The 18,726-nt window shown below is 56.6% G+C and carries 20 protein-coding genes; 9 read left to right on the top strand and 11 right to left on the bottom strand.

Going from position 1 to position 18,726, the window contains the following annotated elements:
- Positions 1-64 precede the first annotated feature (64 nt).
- Complete coding sequence (gene aroH / locus NW828_RS00315) at positions 65-439, top strand: chorismate mutase (RefSeq protein WP_414380832.1); 375 nt, start codon at positions 65-67, stop codon at positions 437-439.
- Between the two features lie 341 nt (positions 440-780).
- Here aroH and NW828_RS00310 read toward each other — a convergent pair whose 3' ends face one another.
- A complete protein-coding gene (locus NW828_RS00310) occupies positions 781-1,182 on the bottom strand; it encodes a hypothetical protein (RefSeq protein WP_414380831.1) in 402 nt (133 codons plus the stop codon).
- Between the two features lie 181 nt (positions 1,183-1,363).
- Between NW828_RS00310 and NW828_RS00305 the strand changes: the two genes are divergently transcribed.
- A complete protein-coding gene (locus tag NW828_RS00305) occupies positions 1,364-2,164 on the top strand; it encodes a Ycf66 family protein (RefSeq protein ID WP_414380830.1) in 801 nt (266 codons plus the stop codon).
- A 62-nt stretch (positions 2,165-2,226) separates the two neighbouring features.
- Here NW828_RS00305 and ppc read toward each other — a convergent pair whose 3' ends face one another.
- On the bottom strand, positions 2,227-5,163 hold the full coding sequence (gene ppc / locus NW828_RS00300) for a phosphoenolpyruvate carboxylase (RefSeq protein WP_414380829.1): 2,937 nt from the start codon (positions 5,161-5,163) through the stop codon (positions 2,227-2,229).
- 362 nt (positions 5,164-5,525) lie between these two features.
- Here ppc and NW828_RS00295 point away from each other — a divergent pair, with 362 nt between their 5' ends.
- The 3 genes from NW828_RS00295 (at position 5,526) to NW828_RS00285 (ending at position 8,518) form a co-directional block, all read left to right on the top strand.
- On the top strand, positions 5,526-5,990 hold the full coding sequence (locus tag NW828_RS00295) for a hypothetical protein (protein WP_414380828.1): 465 nt from the start codon (positions 5,526-5,528) through the stop codon (positions 5,988-5,990).
- Positions 5,991-6,016: 26 nt separating this feature from the next.
- Positions 6,017-7,129, top strand: a complete 1,113-nt coding sequence (gene ribD / locus NW828_RS00290) for a bifunctional diaminohydroxyphosphoribosylaminopyrimidine deaminase/5-amino-6-(5-phosphoribosylamino)uracil reductase RibD (RefSeq protein WP_414380827.1) — start codon at positions 6,017-6,019, stop codon at positions 7,127-7,129.
- 357 nt (positions 7,130-7,486) lie between these two features.
- Positions 7,487-8,518, top strand: coding sequence for a hypothetical protein (locus NW828_RS00285; RefSeq protein ID WP_414380826.1), 1,032 nt, complete (start codon positions 7,487-7,489; stop codon positions 8,516-8,518).
- A 114-nt stretch (positions 8,519-8,632) separates the two neighbouring features.
- Here NW828_RS00285 and NW828_RS00280 read toward each other — a convergent pair whose 3' ends face one another.
- Positions 8,633-8,872 (bottom strand): hypothetical protein, encoded by a 240-nt coding sequence (locus tag NW828_RS00280; RefSeq protein ID WP_148202739.1) that lies wholly within the window; start codon positions 8,870-8,872, stop codon positions 8,633-8,635.
- 49 nt (positions 8,873-8,921) lie between these two features.
- A complete protein-coding gene (locus NW828_RS00275) occupies positions 8,922-9,302 on the bottom strand; it encodes an Npun_F0494 family protein (RefSeq protein ID WP_414380825.1) in 381 nt (126 codons plus the stop codon).
- 82 nt (positions 9,303-9,384) lie between these two features.
- On the opposite strand from NW828_RS00275, the gene NW828_RS00270 reads away from it, so the two are divergent.
- Complete coding sequence (locus NW828_RS00270) at positions 9,385-9,633, top strand: hypothetical protein (protein WP_011433446.1); 249 nt, start codon at positions 9,385-9,387, stop codon at positions 9,631-9,633.
- Positions 9,634-9,948: 315 nt separating this feature from the next.
- On the opposite strand, the gene NW828_RS00265 is transcribed toward NW828_RS00270, so the two are convergent.
- The 3 genes from NW828_RS00265 to NW828_RS00255 form a co-directional block, all read right to left on the bottom strand.
- Positions 9,949-10,779 carry a DUF1350 family protein gene (locus NW828_RS00265; protein WP_414380824.1) on the bottom strand — a complete coding sequence of 277 codons (831 nt, stop codon included), beginning with the start codon at positions 10,777-10,779 and terminating at the stop codon, positions 9,949-9,951.
- A gap of 188 nt (positions 10,780-10,967) precedes the next feature.
- Positions 10,968-12,167 (bottom strand): RNA-guided endonuclease InsQ/TnpB family protein, encoded by a 1,200-nt coding sequence (locus NW828_RS00260; RefSeq protein ID WP_414380873.1) that lies wholly within the window; start codon positions 12,165-12,167, stop codon positions 10,968-10,970.
- Positions 12,055-12,648 carry an IS607 family transposase gene (locus tag NW828_RS00255; protein WP_414380823.1) on the bottom strand — a complete coding sequence of 198 codons (594 nt, stop codon included), beginning with the start codon at positions 12,646-12,648 and terminating at the stop codon, positions 12,055-12,057. Before NW828_RS00255 ends, NW828_RS00260 begins: the two co-directional genes overlap by 113 nt.
- Before the next feature lie 212 nt (positions 12,649-12,860).
- On the opposite strand from NW828_RS00255, the gene NW828_RS00250 reads away from it, so the two are divergent.
- Together NW828_RS00250 and NW828_RS00245 are read left to right on the top strand one after the other, a co-directional pair.
- The gene (locus tag NW828_RS00250) at positions 12,861-13,916 is read left to right on the top strand and encodes a TauD/TfdA family dioxygenase (protein WP_414380822.1); all 1,056 of its coding nucleotides are present in this window, start codon (positions 12,861-12,863) and stop codon (positions 13,914-13,916) included.
- Between the two features lie 200 nt (positions 13,917-14,116).
- A complete protein-coding gene (locus NW828_RS00245; RefSeq protein WP_414342619.1) occupies positions 14,117-14,299 on the top strand; it encodes a hypothetical protein in 183 nt (60 codons plus the stop codon).
- 89 nt (positions 14,300-14,388) lie between these two features.
- Here the strand turns inward: NW828_RS00245 and NW828_RS00240 are convergent, their stop codons facing one another.
- From NW828_RS00240 to crtE, 4 genes are read right to left on the bottom strand one after another with little or no spacing between them, the layout of a single operon-like run.
- Complete coding sequence (locus tag NW828_RS00240; protein WP_414350903.1) at positions 14,389-15,231, bottom strand: SirB1 family protein; 843 nt, start codon at positions 15,229-15,231, stop codon at positions 14,389-14,391.
- Between the two features lie 45 nt (positions 15,232-15,276).
- Positions 15,277-15,924, bottom strand: coding sequence for a hypothetical protein (locus tag NW828_RS00235; RefSeq protein ID WP_414380821.1), 648 nt, complete (start codon positions 15,922-15,924; stop codon positions 15,277-15,279).
- 13 nt (positions 15,925-15,937) lie between these two features.
- Positions 15,938-16,420, bottom strand: coding sequence for a divergent PAP2 family protein (locus tag NW828_RS00230; RefSeq protein ID WP_414328881.1), 483 nt, complete (start codon positions 16,418-16,420; stop codon positions 15,938-15,940).
- A gap of 49 nt (positions 16,421-16,469) precedes the next feature.
- Positions 16,470-17,363 (bottom strand): geranylgeranyl diphosphate synthase CrtE, encoded by an 894-nt coding sequence (crtE, locus tag NW828_RS00225; RefSeq protein ID WP_414380820.1) that lies wholly within the window; start codon positions 17,361-17,363, stop codon positions 16,470-16,472.
- Between the two features lie 243 nt (positions 17,364-17,606).
- On the opposite strand from crtE, the gene hemE reads away from it, so the two are divergent.
- A complete protein-coding gene (hemE, locus tag NW828_RS00220; RefSeq protein WP_414380819.1) occupies positions 17,607-18,707 on the top strand; it encodes a uroporphyrinogen decarboxylase in 1,101 nt (366 codons plus the stop codon).
- Positions 18,708-18,726: the final 19 nt, after the last annotated feature.

The raw sequence follows: 18,726 nt of genomic DNA, 5'->3' as shown, positions 1-18,726 counted from the left end.
ACAGGGATGAGTCTGTATAATTTTCTGGAAGCAAGGCGAGCTCAAGCGCGCGAGGGTGTGGCCATTGGGGTGGCGAGTCAGAGCAATTCGGGGAGCCATCACCGTACCTACAAACAGTGCCGAGGCCATTGGCGCGGCGGTGGCTGAGCTGCTGGATACGCTAGAGCACCGCAACGCCCTCGATCCGGCTGAACTAGTCAGCGTTATTTTTTCCGTTACCCCTGATTTAAATGCAGCTTTTCCCGCTCAGTTTGCTCGTCGTCGCCCCGGTTGGGAGTCGGTGCCTCTGTTGGATGTGCAACAGATGGAGGTGAGCGGCGACTTACCCCGTTGCATTCGGGTTTTGATCCAGTTGAATACTCCACTTGCTCAAGCGGACATGCAGCATGTTTATCTGCGAGGTGCCCGCGAGCTAAGGCCGGATCTCAGCGCAGTTTGATTGAGGTCGTACAGCACCAATACGGCAGCGTAGCCACAGCAATCGAACAGCAACGGGACAACCTATCGCCTTGGGCAATAGGGAGCGCAATCGATTCTGGTTTTTCCCTGCTTATTTTGGGGGAAGAGAATGTCTCAACCCAAGTTGATTCAGGTCTTAATAACTACGGATTTGGCGATCCCAGCCGCCTTGATCTGGATTCACTCACAGATGCACTTAGCCCAAGAGTATGGTCATTTCGATTCAAACCAGGACACTAAACCCATGACCCAATGTTGACTGTAAGGGGCGAGATAGCCCAGGCATCTCACCCTAACCCGAAACAACTATAGTTTGAGAACTCAGGAGGATAGTTTTTCTCGCAGACGGTTTTCCCACTGTTGCAGTTGCTCTTGGCGAGCGGCCACCTCTGCTTCGCGACGGCTCAGCTCTTGGCTTTGCCGAGTCAAGGATTGCCGCCAGCTTTCAATCTCCGACAGATCCACCAGACTGTGGGTTCGGGATAGGTTGTGCAACATCTCCACCAGCTTCATGGCTGCCTCTTCCACCCGCCGTACCTGCCGCTCTTCCGAAAGCTCAACCAGCAGCAACACCCCAATGTTGTAAGGGCCAACCTCTTTGCAGGTGACCCCTTCTGGCTTGCGCAGCGGCATCCAAACCCCGTCCTCGGCCTGCCGGGCCAAGAGCTGCAGCTCCCCCTGGCCGAAGAGACTTTTTTTGTGTACCCGTGCCAGATACAGCATGGAACATGCAGGAAGATGCTGCCGATTTTAGCACCGATCCCTTTTATTGAAGAGGGATCCCGTCCCTACACCCAAACCTGGGTTTTGTTGTCCGTGCCACCAGGAGGATCAATGCTAGGATCGGCTGTGGAATGGATAAGGCTCAACGCTCTCCCGTCTTCATCGTTTAGGGATCCCTGGCATGTTTCTCACCCAAAGCCCCTACTTTTTGATGGCAGCGCTGGTGGCGATTGCCAGTGGAGCCATCTTCGCGGTTCGGTTCATCAAGCGCGAGGCCTCCGCTGAGTACGACGTGATTTTTGCCACGATGGGCCTGATCTATTCCGTCTGCTTGCTCTTGGAAGGTCAGCGGCTCATCCCGTTGCTGTTCTTTGCGCAGGTGTTGCTGGCGGTGATGGCCGGCTGGTTTGCCATCGAAACCTTCCGTTTGCGCATCCTCTTGAGTGAAAAGGCACGGCAGGTGGGCGGGGCTCGTCCGACTACTCGGCGGCAAGGCTTTGTCCGCACCTATCCACCGGGCGGCTATGCCCAAGGACGCACGGTTTCCACTCGAGCCGAGGGATCCCGTATTCGCGACACCTCCTCCACCCGCTCCATTCCCGAAGGCAGCGCAGAGCCGAGCCGTCGCCCGCGGCCCCAACTGACCAGCGATACCCGTGTGCGTCCCCGCCGCCGACCCGAAGGGGATGAGTATTACGAGGAGCCAGGGGTCCGCCCGCGTCAGGATACGGACTACGATGAACCAGCACCGCCGCCAGAGGCCCGCCGCCCCCGTCGTCCTGCCACCGAAGAGTATCCAGAGGATGTGGATGTGCAGGAAGAGCGCAGCACAGGTACAGCTACTCGTCGCCGTCCCCCACGGTTGCCCCAAGACCAAGGGGAAAGCTACGCAGATGAACCCCCCCGCCGTCCTTCCCGCCGCGTTGTCGAAGTAGAGCCAGTAGAGGTGGAGCCAGAAGAGTATGATGACGATCTGTTCTGATAGGCTCTCAATGCCGATCTGAACTTGATAGAAGCAGCGCCAGGGTCAATTAGTCGGATCCCTCAGCCTGTGTTGCGCATCCCGGCGGCAATGCCGTTAATGGTAAGTAAAGCTCCACGCAGAAGTTCAGCTCGGTCGTAGCGTGTTCGTCCGGTGCGGGATCCCTGACGCTCCCGCAGGCGCTTGAGGAGAGAGACTTGAATAAAGCCCAAGGGCACAATAGAGCGGTTGCGCAACTGCACCGAGCGCTTCAAATAAGGGTCGTTCTCCAACAGTTCCCTGTGGCCCGTAATCTGCAACACTATTGTGCGAGTACGGTGCATTTCTTGGGCAATACACTCAAACAGCTCCATCGCCCGCTCTAGACGCTCTGGAGAGCTCATCTCCCGCACGTAGTGACGCGCTATTTGCAGATCCACTTTGGCCAGAGTCATCTCCACTTTGGAGATCACCATGCGGAAGAAAGGCCATTCGCGATAGAGGTGCTGCAGGTGGTTGAGGTTGTGCTCGCCCCTGGCCACGTATTCTTGTAGGGCGGTGCCAACCCCATACCAGGCCGGCAAGAGAAAGCGGCTTTGCGTCCAACTGAATACCCAGGGAATGGCCCGCAGGGATCCGATGTCTTTTTGGCTACCGCTGCGGCGGGCGGGACGGGAGCTGATCTGCAGTTGGCTGATCTCTTCAATGGGGGTGACCTCGTGGAAAAACTCCACAAAGCCCTCCTGCTCGTAGACCAGGTTACGGTACACCTGCCGGGAGCGCTCCGCCAAGGATTCCATCAGGCGCGACCACTCGTGCAGATCGTTGGGGTAGGTGCGCAGTAGGCTGGCCTGGATCACGGCGCTGGTGACGGTTTCCAGGTTAAAAATGGCCAGATCCTGGAGGGAATACTTGGAGGCCAACACCTCTCCCTGTTCGGTAATTTTGATGCGGCCCCCCACACTGCGCCCTGGCTGAGCCAAGATGGCCTCGTAAGCCGGGCCCCCTCCACGGCCCACCGAACCGCCCCGGCCATGGAAGATCTGCAGCTTCACCCCGTAGGATTCGGCCACCGTCTGCAGGCGTTGTTGAGCCTTGTAAATCTCCCAGTTGCTGCTCAAAAAGCCGGAATCTTTGTTGCTATCGGAGTAGCCCAGCATCACCTCCTGTAGATTCCCCTGCTGAGCCAAGTACTGGCGATAGAAAGGGATCTCCAGCAACTGCCGCAAAACTTCCGGGGCCCGCTTCAGGTCTTCGACGGTCTCAAACAGCGGCACCACCGCCAGGGATCCGCGACCGCTAATGGGATCGTAGAGACCCACCTCCTTGGCCATCAGCAGCACCTCCAACAGGTCGCTCAACTGGCGGCTCATGCTGATCACATAGGTTTGGCAAATGGCCAAGCCGAATTCCTGCTGCATGCGGCGCAGGGTGCGAAAGGTGGCGATCAGCTCTGCTGTCTTATCGGAAAAGGCAATCTCCAAAGGTATCAGAGGCCGACGGGTTTGCAGCTCCTGCAGGAGAAAGGCGGTTTTTTCCTCTTCCGTCATCTCGCTGTAGGGGCGCGGCAAAATGCGCAGGTACTCGAAAATCTCCGTGAGAGCGGCTTCGTGGTAGCTGCTGTCTTGGCGGATATCCAGATGGGCCAGGTGAAAGCCAAACACCTGTACCTGTTGAATGAGATGATCCAACTGACGGCAGGAAAGGCCGCTGTTTTTCAAGCTTTTCTGGATAAGCTGCAAGTCGGCCAGAAATTCTTCTGCGTTGGCATAGGCGTTGTCCACGGGGGGAGGGGTGGGCAAACAAGCGGAGTCGGCCAAGTTGCGATTGCGCTCCCGCGTTAACTCCAGCCGCCGCTGAATGTAGCTGAGCTTGAGGCGGTAGGGCTCTTGGCGGTATTGCAGCGAAAACGATTCGTAAACCTCGGGCATGAGGCGGTGATCCTGCTCAAGGGCATCCAGCAGTTGGCTGTCCACATCCCCCCAGTGCAGGGAAATGCTCAGGGTTTTGGTGAGAGCCTTCACCGATTCGATGTACTTGCCCAGGATGAGGTTGCGCTGATAGCGAGCCGTTTGCCAGGTAACATCGGCGGTGACGGAAGGGTTGCCATCCCGATCCCCGCCTACCCACGAGCCGAAGTTGCAAAATCCTGCCGGCGGTGGCTCGACGCTGGGAAAAGCTTTTTTCAGGCTGCGGCTGAGGTACTCGTGCAGCAGGGGGATGGCCTGAAACAACACCTCTTCAAAATAGTGCAAAGTGTAATCGACTTCGTTCAAAACAGTCGGCTTGGACTGATGCAACTCGTCGGTGCGCCACCAAAGCAAAACTTCTTCCGCCATCTGTTCTTTTATCATCTGGGCCTGCAAAGGCTGGGTTTGTTCTGCCCAATCCAGTTGGCCGAGCAGGCGAGAGAAAGCTCGTTGCTTCTCGCGGATGGTGTGGCGGACGATCTCGGTGGGGTGGGCGGTAAAGACCATGCGAATGTGCAACTGCTCCAGCAATCTGCGCAGTAGGCCCGGCGGCACCCCTTGAGCCCGCAGGTAAGGGAACAGCCGTTCAAATTTTTCGTTTTCTCGCACGGTACGTTGTTGGCTATCCACCATGCGCATGTCCGAGTCTTCTGCCCGTTCGTAGTGCTGTTCAACAATGTTGATCAACTGGAAGAAGAGGGCAAAGGCCCGTGCCGTTTGGATGGTGGCGTCGAGGCTGAGGTACTCGATAATTTGTAGTACCTCTGGGATCGGGTACTCCAGGGCTTGTCCTTCTGGGGAACACATGGAACGCAGTCGCTGCAACAGATCCACCAGAGACTGACCGCACTCCTGCAGGATCACCGATTCCCAGAGTTCTTCCACCAATTGCAGGCGACGGTTCAACAGGTTGTTCCTGCGGTTGAAGGCTTCGTTGACTTGAAGGGAATGGGCCAAGGGATCCCGTTCCCCAAACAGGGATGCCTCCTTCAGCCCGTTGGCAGAACCCGCTGCCCCCTCTGCAGCGGTCAGGTGGGGGGAAGAGGTCATGAAGGCAGCTCCTAGAATAACCATCCCAATATTAGAGCCTGTTTGTCGAAACGGCAGATGTAGCAGGTATCACGCTCAGATTGCGGTCTTCTCCGCGTCGGATTTTGTAGTTGAGCCTACAAATTGCAAGAAAAAAGTGTTTTACCTTGCCGCAATACCGGTCTAACGCCTTGTTGGCAGGAGTTCTGGTGGCTGCCACCCTGTTTATCAACGCACATCTGCTGGATCCCGACCAGGGATTGGACAAAATCGGGCAACTGGGTTTTCACGTCGGTGGGGGATTTTTGTCTGCCGGCGGATGAGGCGGGGATCCGCTCAGGGGTGACCACGGTGGTGGAGGCGGGGCTCACCTTCCCGGCGTTTTGTGCAACGGTGGTGTCAACTGCCCAGACGCGGGCTTATGCTTTGATCCTTCTCTGCTCTACATCGCCACTGCGGATTTCATCGCCCACCGCCTCAGGCTGGCTGTGGATTGGAAAAATCAAGATCTGGATCGGGCCAGAGCAGTGATCGAGACCCATCGCCAGGTGGTGGTTGGCCGCAAGGCTCGTCCCACCCTCAAGCTGGGAGAGAGGGAATCACCCACGCTCACTTCCGCTCTGAATTCTTGGCGAAGAATATGCCTGCCGATCATGATTCATCTGGGCCGCTTCCCGATGGATGAGGTGTTGGATCCCTTCGATTTGTTGGATCGCCTGCGTTCAGGAGAGATTGTCAGCAACGAACAAAAGGCCCGCGCCCGCGACTACGCATTGCAGGTGGCAGAGCTAGAATCCAAGGCAATTGCAGCTTTCAACCGCAAGTTGGCAGCCTTGTCACCGGCTTGAGCCGCTCTGGAGCGGATGCCCATTTTATGATTTCGGATCAGCAGTGGATGGAACGGTGTCTATCCCTGGCCCGTTCCACACCTCAGCGTCCCTCTCCCAATCCGCGGGTGGGCTGCGTGATCGTGCAGGAGGATCGGGTGGTGGGGGAAGGCGTTCATCCGGGGGCAGGGCAGCCCCATGCCGAGGTGTTGGCTCTGCAACAGGCGGGATCCCTGGCCAGAGGGGCAACGCTCTACGTCAACCTGGAGCCCTGCAACCACTATGGCCGTACCCCTCCCTGTACCGAGGCCATCCTAGCTGCCGGGATCCGGCGGGTGGTGGTGGGGATGCAGGATCCCAATCCCTTGGTGGCTGGCAAAGGGATCCGACGCCTGCAGGAGGCGGGGATCGACGTGACGGTGGGAGTGCTGGAGCGGGAGTGCCAGGAGCTGAACGAGGGGTTTGCCTTCGCCATTGTGCGGCAACAGTGTTTCGGCCTGCTGAAATACGCCATGACCCTGGATGGCAAGAGCGCCGCCGCCACCGGCCACAGCCGCTGGATCAGCAACTCTCCGGCGCGGCAGTGGGTACACCAACAGCGGGCCTGGCACGATGCGGTGATTGTGGGATCCCGAACCGTTTGGCAGGATAATCCGCGCCTCACCTGTCGTCTGGCGGAGTTGCAGGGATCCCAGCCGTTGCGGGTTGTTCTCAGCCGTTCTCTGAACCTGCCCCCTTCTGCCCATCTGTGGCAGGTGGAAGAAGCGCCGACATTGGTGATCACGGAAGCCCCAAAGATCCATCCCCTCTGGGGATCCCTGGCCAAGCAGGGGGTGGAGCTGCTGCATCTGCCCCAAGTAACCCCCTCGCGGGCGGCACAGGTGCTCTTTCAGCGGGGGTGTCTGAGTGCCCTCTGGGAATGCGGGGGCACGCTGGCCTGGGCAGCCCTCAAAGATGGGGCGATCCAGAAAGTAGCCGCCTTCATCGCTCCCAAGATCCTAGGCGGAGCCGCTGCGCCAACCCCGGTAGCAGGGGAGGGGATCCCTGATGTAAACCAAAGCTGGCAACTGGTGGAGCCGCGGCTGGAGACCTTGGGGGATAACTGGTTGATCATCGGAAAGATCTCCTCTTCAGTTGGCCACAGTAACCTACTAAAGTGACCAGCTTTCGATTGCCATACAGGGAGCTTCAGGTTTCTGAACGAACAGGCTGATATCTGTTCAATGTAAATGGATATACTCATCAGAAAAACACGGCATTTCTGCAAAGTGGGGTTCAGAATTGAGCTCAATTGTGCTAGGCTGGTCAATATTTTGGGGGGGTCAATTGACGTTTTGGTAAGGTCAGCAAAATCAAGCTGTAGGGATCTATCGAGATTTTCCTGAGGTGAGCCTTGCAAACGGCAACGACGAAGACTCTAGCCTCTTTGTCCAGCCCTTCTTTGCTTGCCCAGTGAGCGGCTTGAAAGTCGTCCTATCTCATTTTCAAGTACAAATCCCAGGATAAGGAAGGGCATTGTGTTGAATCTTTTTGCCAGCCTGCTGTTTGCATCCGCTTTCCTCAGCCCATCGGGAAACGTCGTCATCGAGGGGGATCCAGGGGAGTGGGTTTTCGCCGATCATCAAGTCCTAGAAGGGGTTACTCTAACCCTTCTCACACGGCCCGGAGAGAGCTTGGCCTCTTGGAGAGAGATGCTCTCCGTCATGGACGTTCATGTCGAGGGATCGCCGCGCTTTCTCGCCAACCACATGCGGGACAACCTCCTGGCCAACTGTCCCCAAACGACTTGGGAGTTTCATCGGGAGAGCGAAGAAGATGTGCTCTACGAGTTCCGCAGTGCTGGTTGCCGTGGGACGGTGAGTGGAGTTGAGGAACATGAGATTGGCCGGATCACCCGAGGCCCAAGCGGCAGTGTGCGCATTGCCTATGCCGCAAAGCCAGAGATGACGTCCGAAGTGCGAAGCCGCTGGCTGAACTTACTGGGCAGCGAGGTGGGGACAGCTCAGGGTTTTCCCATTCGCAACCTCAGCGGGGCGATTGCACAGCCTTCTTCCCCGGTTTCGGAAGCCCCAACCGCAGAGCTGCAGATCGCCCGGTGGCTGCAGGAAGCAACCGATGCCCTGAAGCAGCAGGAAGATTTGCTGGCTGAGCTGGATCGCCTAGGTCAGGAAGCGCAGGCGGATGCCCGTGCCTACAGCCAAGGAACCCCCAAAGAGGCGGGGCTGAAGACAATCGGCCTGTACCGAGGTCGGGGGGACGGCAGCCCTGGCGAGGCCACAACCGAGTTCAAGACCACTGACACCTTGATCTGGGCCATCTTGCCGGTGGGCAACCTTCCTGCCAACGCCAAGGTGGAGATGCTCTGGTACTACGAGGGCGGAGAAGCTGGGGGCGAGCAACTAATCCGCAAGCTCGATGTTCCCTGGGATCCCTTGGCCGATACCGTGCGAGGCTTTCTGAGCTTCAGCCAACCCTACACCGGCCGCTACCGCGTCGAGATTCATGTCAACGGCGAGAAGGTGGGAGTTGGCCGCTTCACAATCCAATAGTCTCCTGCAAGAAGTACCCCTCCTACGGGGTTACACAGGCTTGGGGGTGGACAATCTCCATCACCAACTCCGACGGGGTGAAGACTGTTGTGCTGGGATCCAGAGGGGGGCTTGCTATCCTCGACGGGTTCTGCTGACAGGCCTGGCTTTGAGGTTGTAGATAAGGCTGGTGCGGTATTGCAACAGCAAATTGCGCAGATAAAGGGGCAAGTTGCGTCGGTAGAGGGAGCGGGTTTTGCGGTAGATAGACTTGCTGCGCCGGTTAATTGCTTGGCTGCGCCGCTGCAAAGAGGTTTGGAGTGGACGTTGGAGTGCCAGGGATCCGGGCACACGCATCAACCTTGGCCGTACCATATCCCCCCTCGAGAGCGGCGTTGAAAGTTGGATCCAGTGTAGGGGATCCTCAGGGGAGCAGCCGCCAGCGGGTCAGCCTATTGCGCAGGCGGTCTGCCCAGCTTGCCGAGATCCCGGCAAAAGCTTCATCCCTCTCCAGATCTTGCAGCAACTGCCGACCCAGAGGTGCCAGACGGTACCGGTCGGTGATCCCCTGCCCATCCACTTCCCGTCGCAACAGCCCTACCTGAATCAGCCACATCAGCTCCTGATCCACCCGCATTTCCGATAACGGGCGTCGGCTGTAGCCCGCTTGAACGCCGGCCCAACCTGCAATCTTCGCTGGTGGGATCCCTTTTGTGCTCATGGCCTGCAGCAAGGGCAACCGAAAAGGGCTGCAAATCCAGGCACGCCAAGCCCTTCTGTACACTGACTCAGAGTCATGGAGCATGAGGGACAAGGGGAGTCCTTATGTTCTTATTCAATTCTGTCAATGGCCGTTGAGCAGCAGGCTTGTTACAATAAATTACGATATGTTGATCATCCTTGCCATTGTTGTCCTCCTGGGATTCTGGGCGCTGCGCTTGATGGAGCAGGCTTTTCAGAGTCAGGAGTTCTCGCGCATGTTGGCAGGGACACTGGTGGCTGTGGCTGCCGGCGGCGTCTTGACCTGTTACTTTCTGATGAGCGATACCCTTCAGATGTTGTTTCATCTGCAAGCGCAGTCCCCCTCTTCCTACTCTCAAGATCTGCTCTCCGATTTGAGCTGGCTTGATCAGTAAATGGGCGGTCATGAGCTACACCAATGCAGTAGCTCCGCTAGCGAGGTTGTGACGCAGCTTTTATAGTCGTTTTAAGCCGGAATGAAACATTTCCATCTAGCTCCCCTCTCTTGCTGGGGGTAGGGCGGCAGCGGAGAACGCTTAGGGAGTGTTTCAATCTAGTTTGAAATGGAAGGCCAAAGTATCTGGGGTTATGGCATCCTCCTGCATCCGCAAGGATGGAGTAGCAAGACCTGCCGCCCGCTTGCCAACAGTGAGCGGGAGAAATCCTGCAAGCTGTGAAAAAATCCGTTGACTTGAGCCGTGGGAAGAATGTCAATGGGCCAATTGGGTTGCCAGCCAGGCTCGGATGCTTCGGATCATTTGGTGGTTGGGGGCCAGTAGGTTCTGGTAGATCAACTGTCCAAAAGCATCGATGGGGCTGAACTCCTCCCCGACTTGGAAAGGGTAGCTAAAACCCAGTGGAGTGAGGTGATCCCCCTCGAGATGCTGCCACTCGGTGTGGCCTTGATACTTGCGGCAAAGCTGTTGGTAGAGCAGAGGAATGTCGTCAATATCATCCTGTCGAAATTCCACAAGCAGGTTGTGTCTAACCGGATACTGCTCCTCAATTAAGCGGTTGGTTTCTGTCGGGGAAGGCTCGAACTCCAACCACAGATTCACAGGTGGCGAGGAGGATCCCATCCACATCCGCCACAGATCGGCAAGCTGTTGTTGAGGCCAAGCTTGAGCCAACAGCCGCAGCAATGGCAAAGCCCGATCTAGCCCGGCATTGCTGTAGGCCAGAAAAATATTGCCTCGCCGACGGGATCCCAGAGAAGGAACGGCTAGACAAGAGAGGATCTGCAACTTACAGCCCAGGCTATGACCCAAACCAAACAGGGGCAACTCCAGCAAACCCTTGCTTTGCAGGCTTCTGTGCAAAGATTGGGCTGCGTTGAGCGCCAGTTGGGCGTGATCGATATCGGTGGTGTAGGGGGTGGCAACAACGGCCATGCCCATACGGGCCAGTTCTTCCAGCAGGCGGCTGTAGAACACTTGCGGGGCAGCTCCCACAAAAGCTCCACCCAGAAAGTGAACGACAGCGCGGGGTTGAGGGGGCAGAAGGAACCAAGTATGCCCATCCGTTTGCCAAGTTGGTGCCATGGTGTTGCAACCTCGCCTGCGAGTTTGTTGAAGCTTTCCCCATAACCCAGCGCTCGGCAGATCCCACTTTGCCCACTTTACGCCGGTTCCCCACGCTGGCCAGCCCCTGGAACTCATCCTAATGGACATCTTGCCCAGACATGGGGATCCCCAGTTAACTTCTGATGCAGCAGGCAAAACTGATACATTTACGCTGAACACTGCTGAGCATTACTGCTCAACGGTGCAGCGATAGCATTCTGCCCATTACTGAACAGAAAGGCGGTATCCCGCAAAGCCCTGAGCATTACACCCAGAGCGCCTTGCCAATCTCGTGGTAGCCTATGGTTGCACTTGGGGCATCTGAACACCTTCGCACCCCCTAACTTCGTGTGGATATGCCCACACTTAGTACAGGTTTTGCTGGTGTACGCTTCCGATACTTCCACGACAACCACGTTTTTCTTTTTAGCTTGAAATTTCAGGAACTGCTTGAACCGATAGTGCGCCCAGGTGAGCATCGCCCTTGCTGTCTTGTTACCAAACTTCCTCCCTGCCTTGGCAACCATCTTGACTGACTCGAAAGTGGGGAGGAATATCAATCGGTAGTTATCCGTTAGGAATGCCGCTACCTGGCGATGGCACTCGTCCACCAAGTTCCTGATTTTCTCCCGCAGACGAAACGCCGCTTGCCGCATTCGCCTACGCTTGAGTCTCGGTGCTTTGCTCAGCCTAGACTGTAGATTGTCTAGGTGGTAGCACAGCCGAGTGATTCTGCCGAAGTCCCCCTTGGCGATATCTACAAAACCTGCTCCATCAAACCCTGTAAAGAAGCTTCTTACTCCAGGGTCAAGTGCAATCACCCCCTTTGCTAACGAACACTGCTCGTTCACAGTCTCAGGAAAGATGGCGTACCATCTATCTTTCACCCGCATTAACTCAGTTCCGCGTGCCCATTCTTTGGGTATCTCCTCGGATGCACGAAACACCAGGCCTCGGGTGAGTTTCGGATACCACGTCCCATTGCGAAAGTTGCCGGCGTTGAATTGCAGTGTATGCGACCTGTCCCGCACACTGCGAAACCTCGCGTCTTTGCTCCGGTGAAACGCCAGCCACGCCTCGACGACCGCGTTCTGCTTGATGTGGCAGGGGACGTCCTTTACCCACTGGGGCAAGTCGGAATGCAGGATGATGTCCCGTAGCTTTCTGGCCGTTCTTGGAGCACCATGCTGGCGTTGATAGGCAATCGCTTGGTTGTAGCAGTACCGGCACGCTGCCTGCCACCGCTTCCAAACCTTAGCCAGCGCTGGTTCCGGATAAATCCGTATCTTTCTCGATTGCAGCCCGATATTTTCTGAGTCCGTAGAGCCGACTACTGAAGCAGTGCAGGATGGTGAGGATATCCTCAACCAATTCCTGTTGTGGAGAAAGGTGATCGTCATCGAGAACCAAGACCTCGCACCCGTATTGACGGCAGTACCACTCAACGAACTCAAATCCAAACCGGCAGAGCCGATCCCGATGAGCGACCACAATTGTTCCGACATCTCCCGCACGAACTCGTTCCAATAAGGCAAGGAGCTTCGGTCTTTTGAAGTTGAGACCGCCGCCAACCTCTCCGACCACTTCGGCTCCAGGATAGAGGTTAACCAGCCTTGCAATCTGTCTCTCCAAGTCTGGCTTCTGCTCTCGACTGCTAACTCGGGCGTACAAAACGACTCGTTTGGCCTTTCTGGGCGTTTTGACGTAGCTATCAAGGTCATACCTTCTTGCCCTACCAGATGGTGTACGTATTGCCTTGATCCAACCTTTCTGTTCCCATCGCCTCAAGGTGTGGAGGCATACCCCAAAATAATCCGCCGCTTCTCTCGGCTTTACATACCTAGCCATACCAAGCAGTCATACTGAACATACTGTGCATTACTTTCAGTATAGTCCAGTATATCATTGACTAGAGTCATGCTCTGCCCCGCCTCAGACTGAGGTTCTAGCACCGAAGGGTAGTGCGCTACACTCGCCGAGATTGGGTTTTGAGTGTAGGATCCCTGCCCAAAAGTTGCTGCGGCTGCTATGACTAGGGCAGTGGGTGGTGAGGGATCGTGATGAAGACTTCACAGCTTGCAAAAGGATGCCTGCTGATCGATTGTCGGGGCTTTGATGAAAAGACGATAAACCTGTTTTTGGCACCTGGGCCCGATCCCTATCGGGAAACAGAAGAATTTCTCCTGGACTGCGAGATGCGGGCAGATGAGCTGCCCCGACATTTGCGGCGGGCCTTGCTGGAGTTTCAGTTGTATTCCAATTCGGAAGGGATCCTGCTGCTGCGGGGTTTGCCCGTGGATCCCGGACTTGACCATACCCGCACACCGGCTCTGGCGCAGCGCTCTGAGGAGAAAACCACTTTTGTCAGCGAACGCTGCTTGGCGATGATCGGCAGCCGCTTGGGGCATTTGGTCTCCTACATTCAAGAAAAGAACGGGGATCTGTTTCAAAACTTGGTGCCTACTCCCGGCAGCGAAGAGGTGCAATCTTCCGAGGGATCCCGCACTCGGCTACAGTTTCACCGCGAGACGGTTTTTCATCCCTACTCACCAGAGTTTTTGCTGCTGTTTTGCCTGCGCCCCGACCATGATCGTGTGGCGGAAACCACCTACGCCAGCATCCGTCATGTCCTGCCTCTGCTAGGAGAGCGAGAGCGGGAGCTGCTGTTTGAACCCCTGTATCGCACTGGCATCGACTACTCCTTCGGCAACCGGCAAGCCCTGATCAATGGACCCATTTTGCCGGTGCTGTATGGCCGTCGAGAGGATCCCTTCTGGAACTACGACGAAGACCTGATGGTGGGGCTCACCCCCGAAGCCAGTCTGGCTCTAGAAGCCCTGAGGAAGGGAATCCACGCTGTCTACCGAGGCATCAAGCTGGAAACAGGGGATCTGCTCTGTATTGACAATCGCCGCACCGTTCACGGACGGACTGCCTTCTCTCCCCGCTACGATGGCTTCGACCGCTGGATCCAGCGCTCATTTGTGGTGCGGGATCTCGGCCTTTCGGCAGGGGATCGCCATCCCGGTGAGCGCATCATTCGCACCGCCTTCGCAACAGATGATGAAGCCCAAGCTGCCCTCAATGGGGAGCAGGTCTGTCTCAGAAGATCCTGAGAAGTTCGCAGACTTCAGCGCCATCCATAGCTCAAGTCCGTAAAAGTACTATTGGCGATTTCCCCGAAAGGGTTTGGATGAGTCGCCCCAGATTCTGATGTCAAAATACGTGATCCTCACGATGGCTATCGCAGAGCGTTTCCAGCATTCTAGGCTTATGAGCCAAAGCCATCAATTCTTCTCACGATTGCGAGGTTAAGATGAGCATTCGCCAGATCATCGATGAGGTTTTACAATCTTCGGTTTTAACTCTGCAGCAGGAGTCCAGCATTAACCAAATCCTCTGGGAAAAAAACTATGATCTATCTGATCTAGAGGCTTTAGATAAGCTGGTGGAAGCCATTTTGCGCCAAGAGGTAAGGGCTGCTTCCGATCCCTGCTAGAAACCTAGCCTTGCTTGCAAACGACGGCAGATCTTGCTCAAAACTTACACACTTACACAACGCACAACTGAGAGCAATTGTGCATGCTCCTAGCATGAGTCGGGATGAGATTCCAATCTCTCGACAATTTCCCGGATTAAATGCTCATCAGAGCGATTGATCTCGGGGTGGAAAGGCGCCTGTTTTAAGTAGCGCTTGAGATCCTGGCAGGCTTGCTGCCAACGGCCCAACTGATAATACAACAGCCCGCGATCCCTTAGGTGGGGCAAGGATTCAGGGATCAACAACAAGATCCGTTCCGCTGCTGCCAAAGCGGGTTCCAGTTCGGCGCGGCTCAGATAAATTTGCTTGAGGTTGTTGAGCAAGCGTACCAAGATCAGGCGGGGAGGGGTGGGGCGTAGGTGGTGTTCTTGGAAAGGGATCCCAGGCCCGTAGATTTGCGACAAAAGCTCTTGACAATCTTCTGGAAATAAAATCTCCCCCTGCTGAAAGGGATCCACAAAAATCTCGGCGCCTGCAAACAGGGGCCGGATTAAAAAGTGGCCGGGCATGCCCACTCCTGCCATGGGAAAATCGATCCGCCGCGCCAGCTCTAGATAGATCAGCGACAGCGTAATCGGGATCCCGGTGCGCCGATCGATCACTTCGTTCAAAAAGCTGTTGCGTGGGTCGTAATAATCTTCGCGATTGCCACGAAAGCCTAGATCCTCAAAGAGATAGTGATTCAAGATCTTGATGACCCGCAGGGGATAACGCTCCGGGGGAAGGCGCTCTTGCACCTCTGCAGCCATCTCATCCAGAGCGGCCACATACTCTTCCACCTCCAGATCGGGATAGGCTTCTTGGGCAATCCAGAGGGCCGCCCGACCCAGATCGATGGGCTCCGATTGGATTTCAAGGGCAAAGCGTTGACGGGCAGCAGGAATGCTCATGAAATGTTAAATATTAAATATTGAGGTTCTTTGCAAGGATCTCGGTTAGAACAGCAGCGTGCAAAAGCTGGTCAACAGCAAGGTCACCGCCGTCAGGAGCAGGCTAAAGCTCCAAAGCCGCAAAGCGGCAAGCAGCAGGATCCCGATCACCCAAATCAGCAGAGCATTCCAATAGGGTCGGTTGGGGGCTTTGGACACATTAATTTTCTGGAAGAAGGGCAGCAGGATGAACGATACATCCAACAACAGGCGCGGCAGCCGCAAATCGTCCGGCAGCGGCAGATCTCGCACCGCCAAATAAAGCAGCCCCCAGCTCACCAAAAGCGGGATCAGTAGCAGATAATTGGATTCGGCCAAAAGAGGTCGATCCACCACCAGCGGAAACAGAGGGCTGATCCCCCAGAGCAGATAGAGATAAAAGTTGAAGTTCAGAAGCGGCTGCAGCAGAGGGGGCACCTTGAAGCGTTGACCTTGGGATCCGATCCCGTTTACCTGAGCTGCGATTTTCTGGCCCAGGGATCCACCTTTTTGAGGGGTTTGCGCTGCCGGAGCCGCCCGCCAACCGCAGTGGTCGCAGTAGGGAGACTTGAACCGGTAGGCTGGGATCGGCTTGCCACAGGAAGGGCAACGTTGGATCGGACGAGGTTGAGAACTGGAAGCCATGACCACCCCGCGGTACTTCTGCCTTAGCATGCCCCAATGGCTCTCAGTTTACTCCCAGGGCAAACGACAATGTAATACAGGCTGCCCCCAAAGCCGCGCCGGCCATGACCTGAACGGGAGTGTGGCCCAGCAATTCTTTCAGGTAGGGTTCTGGAAAACGGTCGGCGCCCTTTTCTTCAAACCATTCTTCCAGGAGGCGATTCAGCACCCGCGCCTGTTTTCCAGCGGCTTGGCGGATCCCCGCGGCATCGTACATCACCACCAATGCGAAAACCACCGTCGCGGCAAACAGCAGGCTGTCCCAGCCTTCCTGCATCCCCACCCCAATGGACAAAGCCGTCACCAACGCTGCGTGGGAGCTGGGCATCCCCCCAGTTTCTACCAAGACTCGCAGGTTAACCTTGCCTGACCGCACATAGGAAAGGATCAGCTTGATGGCTTGGGCCAACACACTGGCCAGCAAAGCAACCCAGAGGACATGATTGGCCATCAACTGTTGCAGCATACGGCTCTCCAGCACAGACATGCGAGCAGGGTCTCCAGGGATCCCATCTAACTTGTCCTCTTGTCCTGCCCTAATGCTGACGGCGAGTGATGAAGTCCGCCAGGGCCAACAGCGGCTCTGCCCGCGATCCATAGGGGCGCAACGCTTCCTTGGCCGATTGAATCAGCTCCTCGGCTTTTTGCCGGGAGGCCTCTAGGCCCAACAAGCTGGGATAGGTGGCTTTGGCGGCAGCTTGATCCTTTCCTGCCGTTTTGCCCAGTTGCTCGCTGGTGGCGGTGATGTCCAAAATGTCGTCCACAATCTGAAAGGCCAAGCCAATATCGCGGGCGTAGCGGCTCAGGTGGGCCAGCAGCTCCTCATCTCCCCCCGCCAGGATCCCTCCCGAAACCACCGAGACTTCCAATAGAGCGCCGGTTTTGTGGCTGTGAATGTACTCCAAAGTTTCCAGGGAAATGGCCTTGCCCTCCGACTCCAGATCCACCACCTGTCCCCCCACCAAACCGGTTGCCGCCACAGCATGGCCAATGCGGGCGATCACCTGTAACACCAACTGCGGCGGTACCCCCTGAGTTTGGCTAGCAATGTGCTCAAAGGCAAAGGCCAGCAGGGCATCTCCCGCCAAGATGGCAATGTCTTCGCCGAACACCTTGTGGTTGGTGGGTTTGCCGCGGCGAAAGTCGTCATTGTCCATGGCCGGCAGATCGTCATGGATCAACGACATGGTGTGGATCATTTCCAGGGCACAGGCGGTAGGCAGAGCCTGCTCCACAGTGCCGCCGGCCAACTCGCAGGCAGCCAGACAAAGGATCGGCCTGAGGCGCTTCCCCCCTGCCAATAGGCTGTAGCGCATCGCCTCGTAAATGCGCTCCGGATAGGCGGGAACCAAAGCTGCAGAGAGAGCTTCTTCCACCTGTTGCTGACGCTGGCTCAGGTAGGCTTTCAGGTTAAAGGTTTGGGCAACCAAGCGGGGTTTCCTCTCAACTCGGCAATGGGGGGATCCTTGTCGAGCCGTTCTTCAACAGACTTGTCAGGTGTCATTATCTCATGTCCACTTTAATTGGGGATCCCAGCCCAGAGGCCAAAAGGGTAAGAAGTAACAGCAAGTTGCAGCCGATGAAGAAACTGCAGGGATCCTGAGCCGCCAACTTGCGGTTGCTGTCGCCACAATGTCAGGATTCATAAGGATCTTTAGCCGGATTGCCCTCCTATGTCCCACTCGCCTGTTCAGCTCAGCGCCACCTCCTCCACCGCCAGCGGTGCGGAGCACTTGGGTGACCGTTTGCTGCGGGCGGCCCGAGGGGAAGTGCTGGATCGCCCTCCAGTTTGGATGATGCGCCAGGCGGGTCGCTACATGGCGGCCTACCGCGAGCTGCAAAGCAAGTACACCTTTAAGCAGCGCTGCGAGATCCCGGAGCTGGCCGTCGAGATCTCGTTGCAACCGTTTCGGGCCTTTGCCCCTGATGGAGTGATCCTGTTCAGCGATATCCTCACCCCCCTTGAGGGCATGGGCATCCCCTTTGAGCTGGTGGAGCATCAGGGGCCAATCATCGACCCGCCGATTCGTTCGCAAGCCCAAATTGAGCGCATTCGCCTCCTGGAACCGGAAGAAAGTCTGCCTTTCATCAAGACCATTCTCAGCACCCTGCGCCGCGAGGTGGAAGGAAAAGCGACGCTGCTGGGATTTGTCGGCTCCCCCTGGACTCTGGCCTGCTATGCCGTGGAAGGGCGCAGCTCCAAAGATTACGCCCACATCAAAAGCTTGGCCTTTACACAGCCGCAATTGCTGCATCAGTTGCTGAGCAAGCTGGCCGACAGCATTGCCCGCTACGTGATCTACCAGATCGAGTGCGGCGCCCAGGTGGTGCAGTTGTTCGATACTTGGGCCGGACAGCTCAGCCCAGCCGATTACGAGTGTTGGGCCTTGCCCTACCAAAAGCAAATTGTGGATCAGGTGAAAGCTCGCTATCCGCAGGTGCCACTGATCCTCTACATCAACGGCAGCGCCGCTTTGCTGGAGCGGGTGGGCAAAGCCGGCATCGACGTGTTCAGCCTCGATTGGATGAGCGACATGGCAGAGGCCAGGGCTCGCCTGGGATCCCTAGCGGTGCAGGGCAATCTGGATCCAATGGTGTTGCTGGGATCCCCGGAGTTCATCCGGCAGCGCACCCTAGAGGTGATTCGAAAAGCCGGATCCCGTGGGCATATCATGAACCTGGGCCACGGCATTCACCAAAGCACTCCAGAGGCCAATGTCCATTACTTTTTCGAGACGGTGCGCCAGTCGGCAGAGCTCCTAAAAGCCCTCTAGCCCAACCCAACAGGCAGTG

This window comes from Synechococcus sp. W55.2, assembly GCF_047461635.1.
Lineage (GTDB): Bacteria > Cyanobacteriota > Cyanobacteriia > Thermostichales > Thermostichaceae > Thermostichus.
The sequence above is the reverse complement of the archived record's forward strand: the minus strand, read 5'-3'. Positions and strand labels throughout refer to the sequence as shown.

What these genes read in the sequence shown, in the direction of transcription:
- NW828_RS00255 (WP_414380823.1), bottom strand. Translation starts at nt 12,648, where the DNA reads ATGGCTAGGTATGTAAAGCCGAGAGAAGCGGCGGATTATTTTGGGGTA.
- NW828_RS00310 (WP_414380831.1), bottom strand. Translation starts at nt 1,182, where the DNA reads ATGCTGTATCTGGCACGGGTACACAAAAAAAGTCTCTTCGGCCAGGGG.
- NW828_RS00305 (WP_414380830.1), top strand. Translation starts at nt 1,364, where the DNA reads ATGTTTCTCACCCAAAGCCCCTACTTTTTGATGGCAGCGCTGGTGGCG.
- NW828_RS00265 (WP_414380824.1), bottom strand. Translation starts at nt 10,779, where the DNA reads ATGGCACCAACTTGGCAAACGGATGGGCATACTTGGTTCCTTCTGCCC.
- NW828_RS00245 (WP_414342619.1), top strand. Translation starts at nt 14,117, where the DNA reads ATGAGCATTCGCCAGATCATCGATGAGGTTTTACAATCTTCGGTTTTA.
- NW828_RS00235 (WP_414380821.1), bottom strand. Translation starts at nt 15,924, where the DNA reads ATGCTAAGGCAGAAGTACCGCGGGGTGGTCATGGCTTCCAGTTCTCAA.
- NW828_RS00280 (WP_148202739.1), bottom strand. Translation starts at nt 8,872, where the DNA reads ATGGTACGGCCAAGGTTGATGCGTGTGCCCGGATCCCTGGCACTCCAA.
- NW828_RS00240 (WP_414350903.1), bottom strand. Translation starts at nt 15,231, where the DNA reads ATGAGCATTCCTGCTGCCCGTCAACGCTTTGCCCTTGAAATCCAATCG.
- ppc (WP_414380829.1), bottom strand. Translation starts at nt 5,163, where the DNA reads ATGACCTCTTCCCCCCACCTGACCGCTGCAGAGGGGGCAGCGGGTTCT.
- hemE (WP_414380819.1), top strand. Translation starts at nt 17,607, where the DNA reads ATGTCCCACTCGCCTGTTCAGCTCAGCGCCACCTCCTCCACCGCCAGC.
- ribD (WP_414380827.1), top strand. Translation starts at nt 6,017, where the DNA reads ATGATTTCGGATCAGCAGTGGATGGAACGGTGTCTATCCCTGGCCCGT.
- NW828_RS00230 (WP_414328881.1), bottom strand. Translation starts at nt 16,420, where the DNA reads ATGTCTGTGCTGGAGAGCCGTATGCTGCAACAGTTGATGGCCAATCAT.
- NW828_RS00270 (WP_011433446.1), top strand. Translation starts at nt 9,385, where the DNA reads ATGTTGATCATCCTTGCCATTGTTGTCCTCCTGGGATTCTGGGCGCTG.
- NW828_RS00275 (WP_414380825.1), bottom strand. Translation starts at nt 9,302, where the DNA reads ATGCTCCATGACTCTGAGTCAGTGTACAGAAGGGCTTGGCGTGCCTGG.
- NW828_RS00250 (WP_414380822.1), top strand. Translation starts at nt 12,861, where the DNA reads ATGAAGACTTCACAGCTTGCAAAAGGATGCCTGCTGATCGATTGTCGG.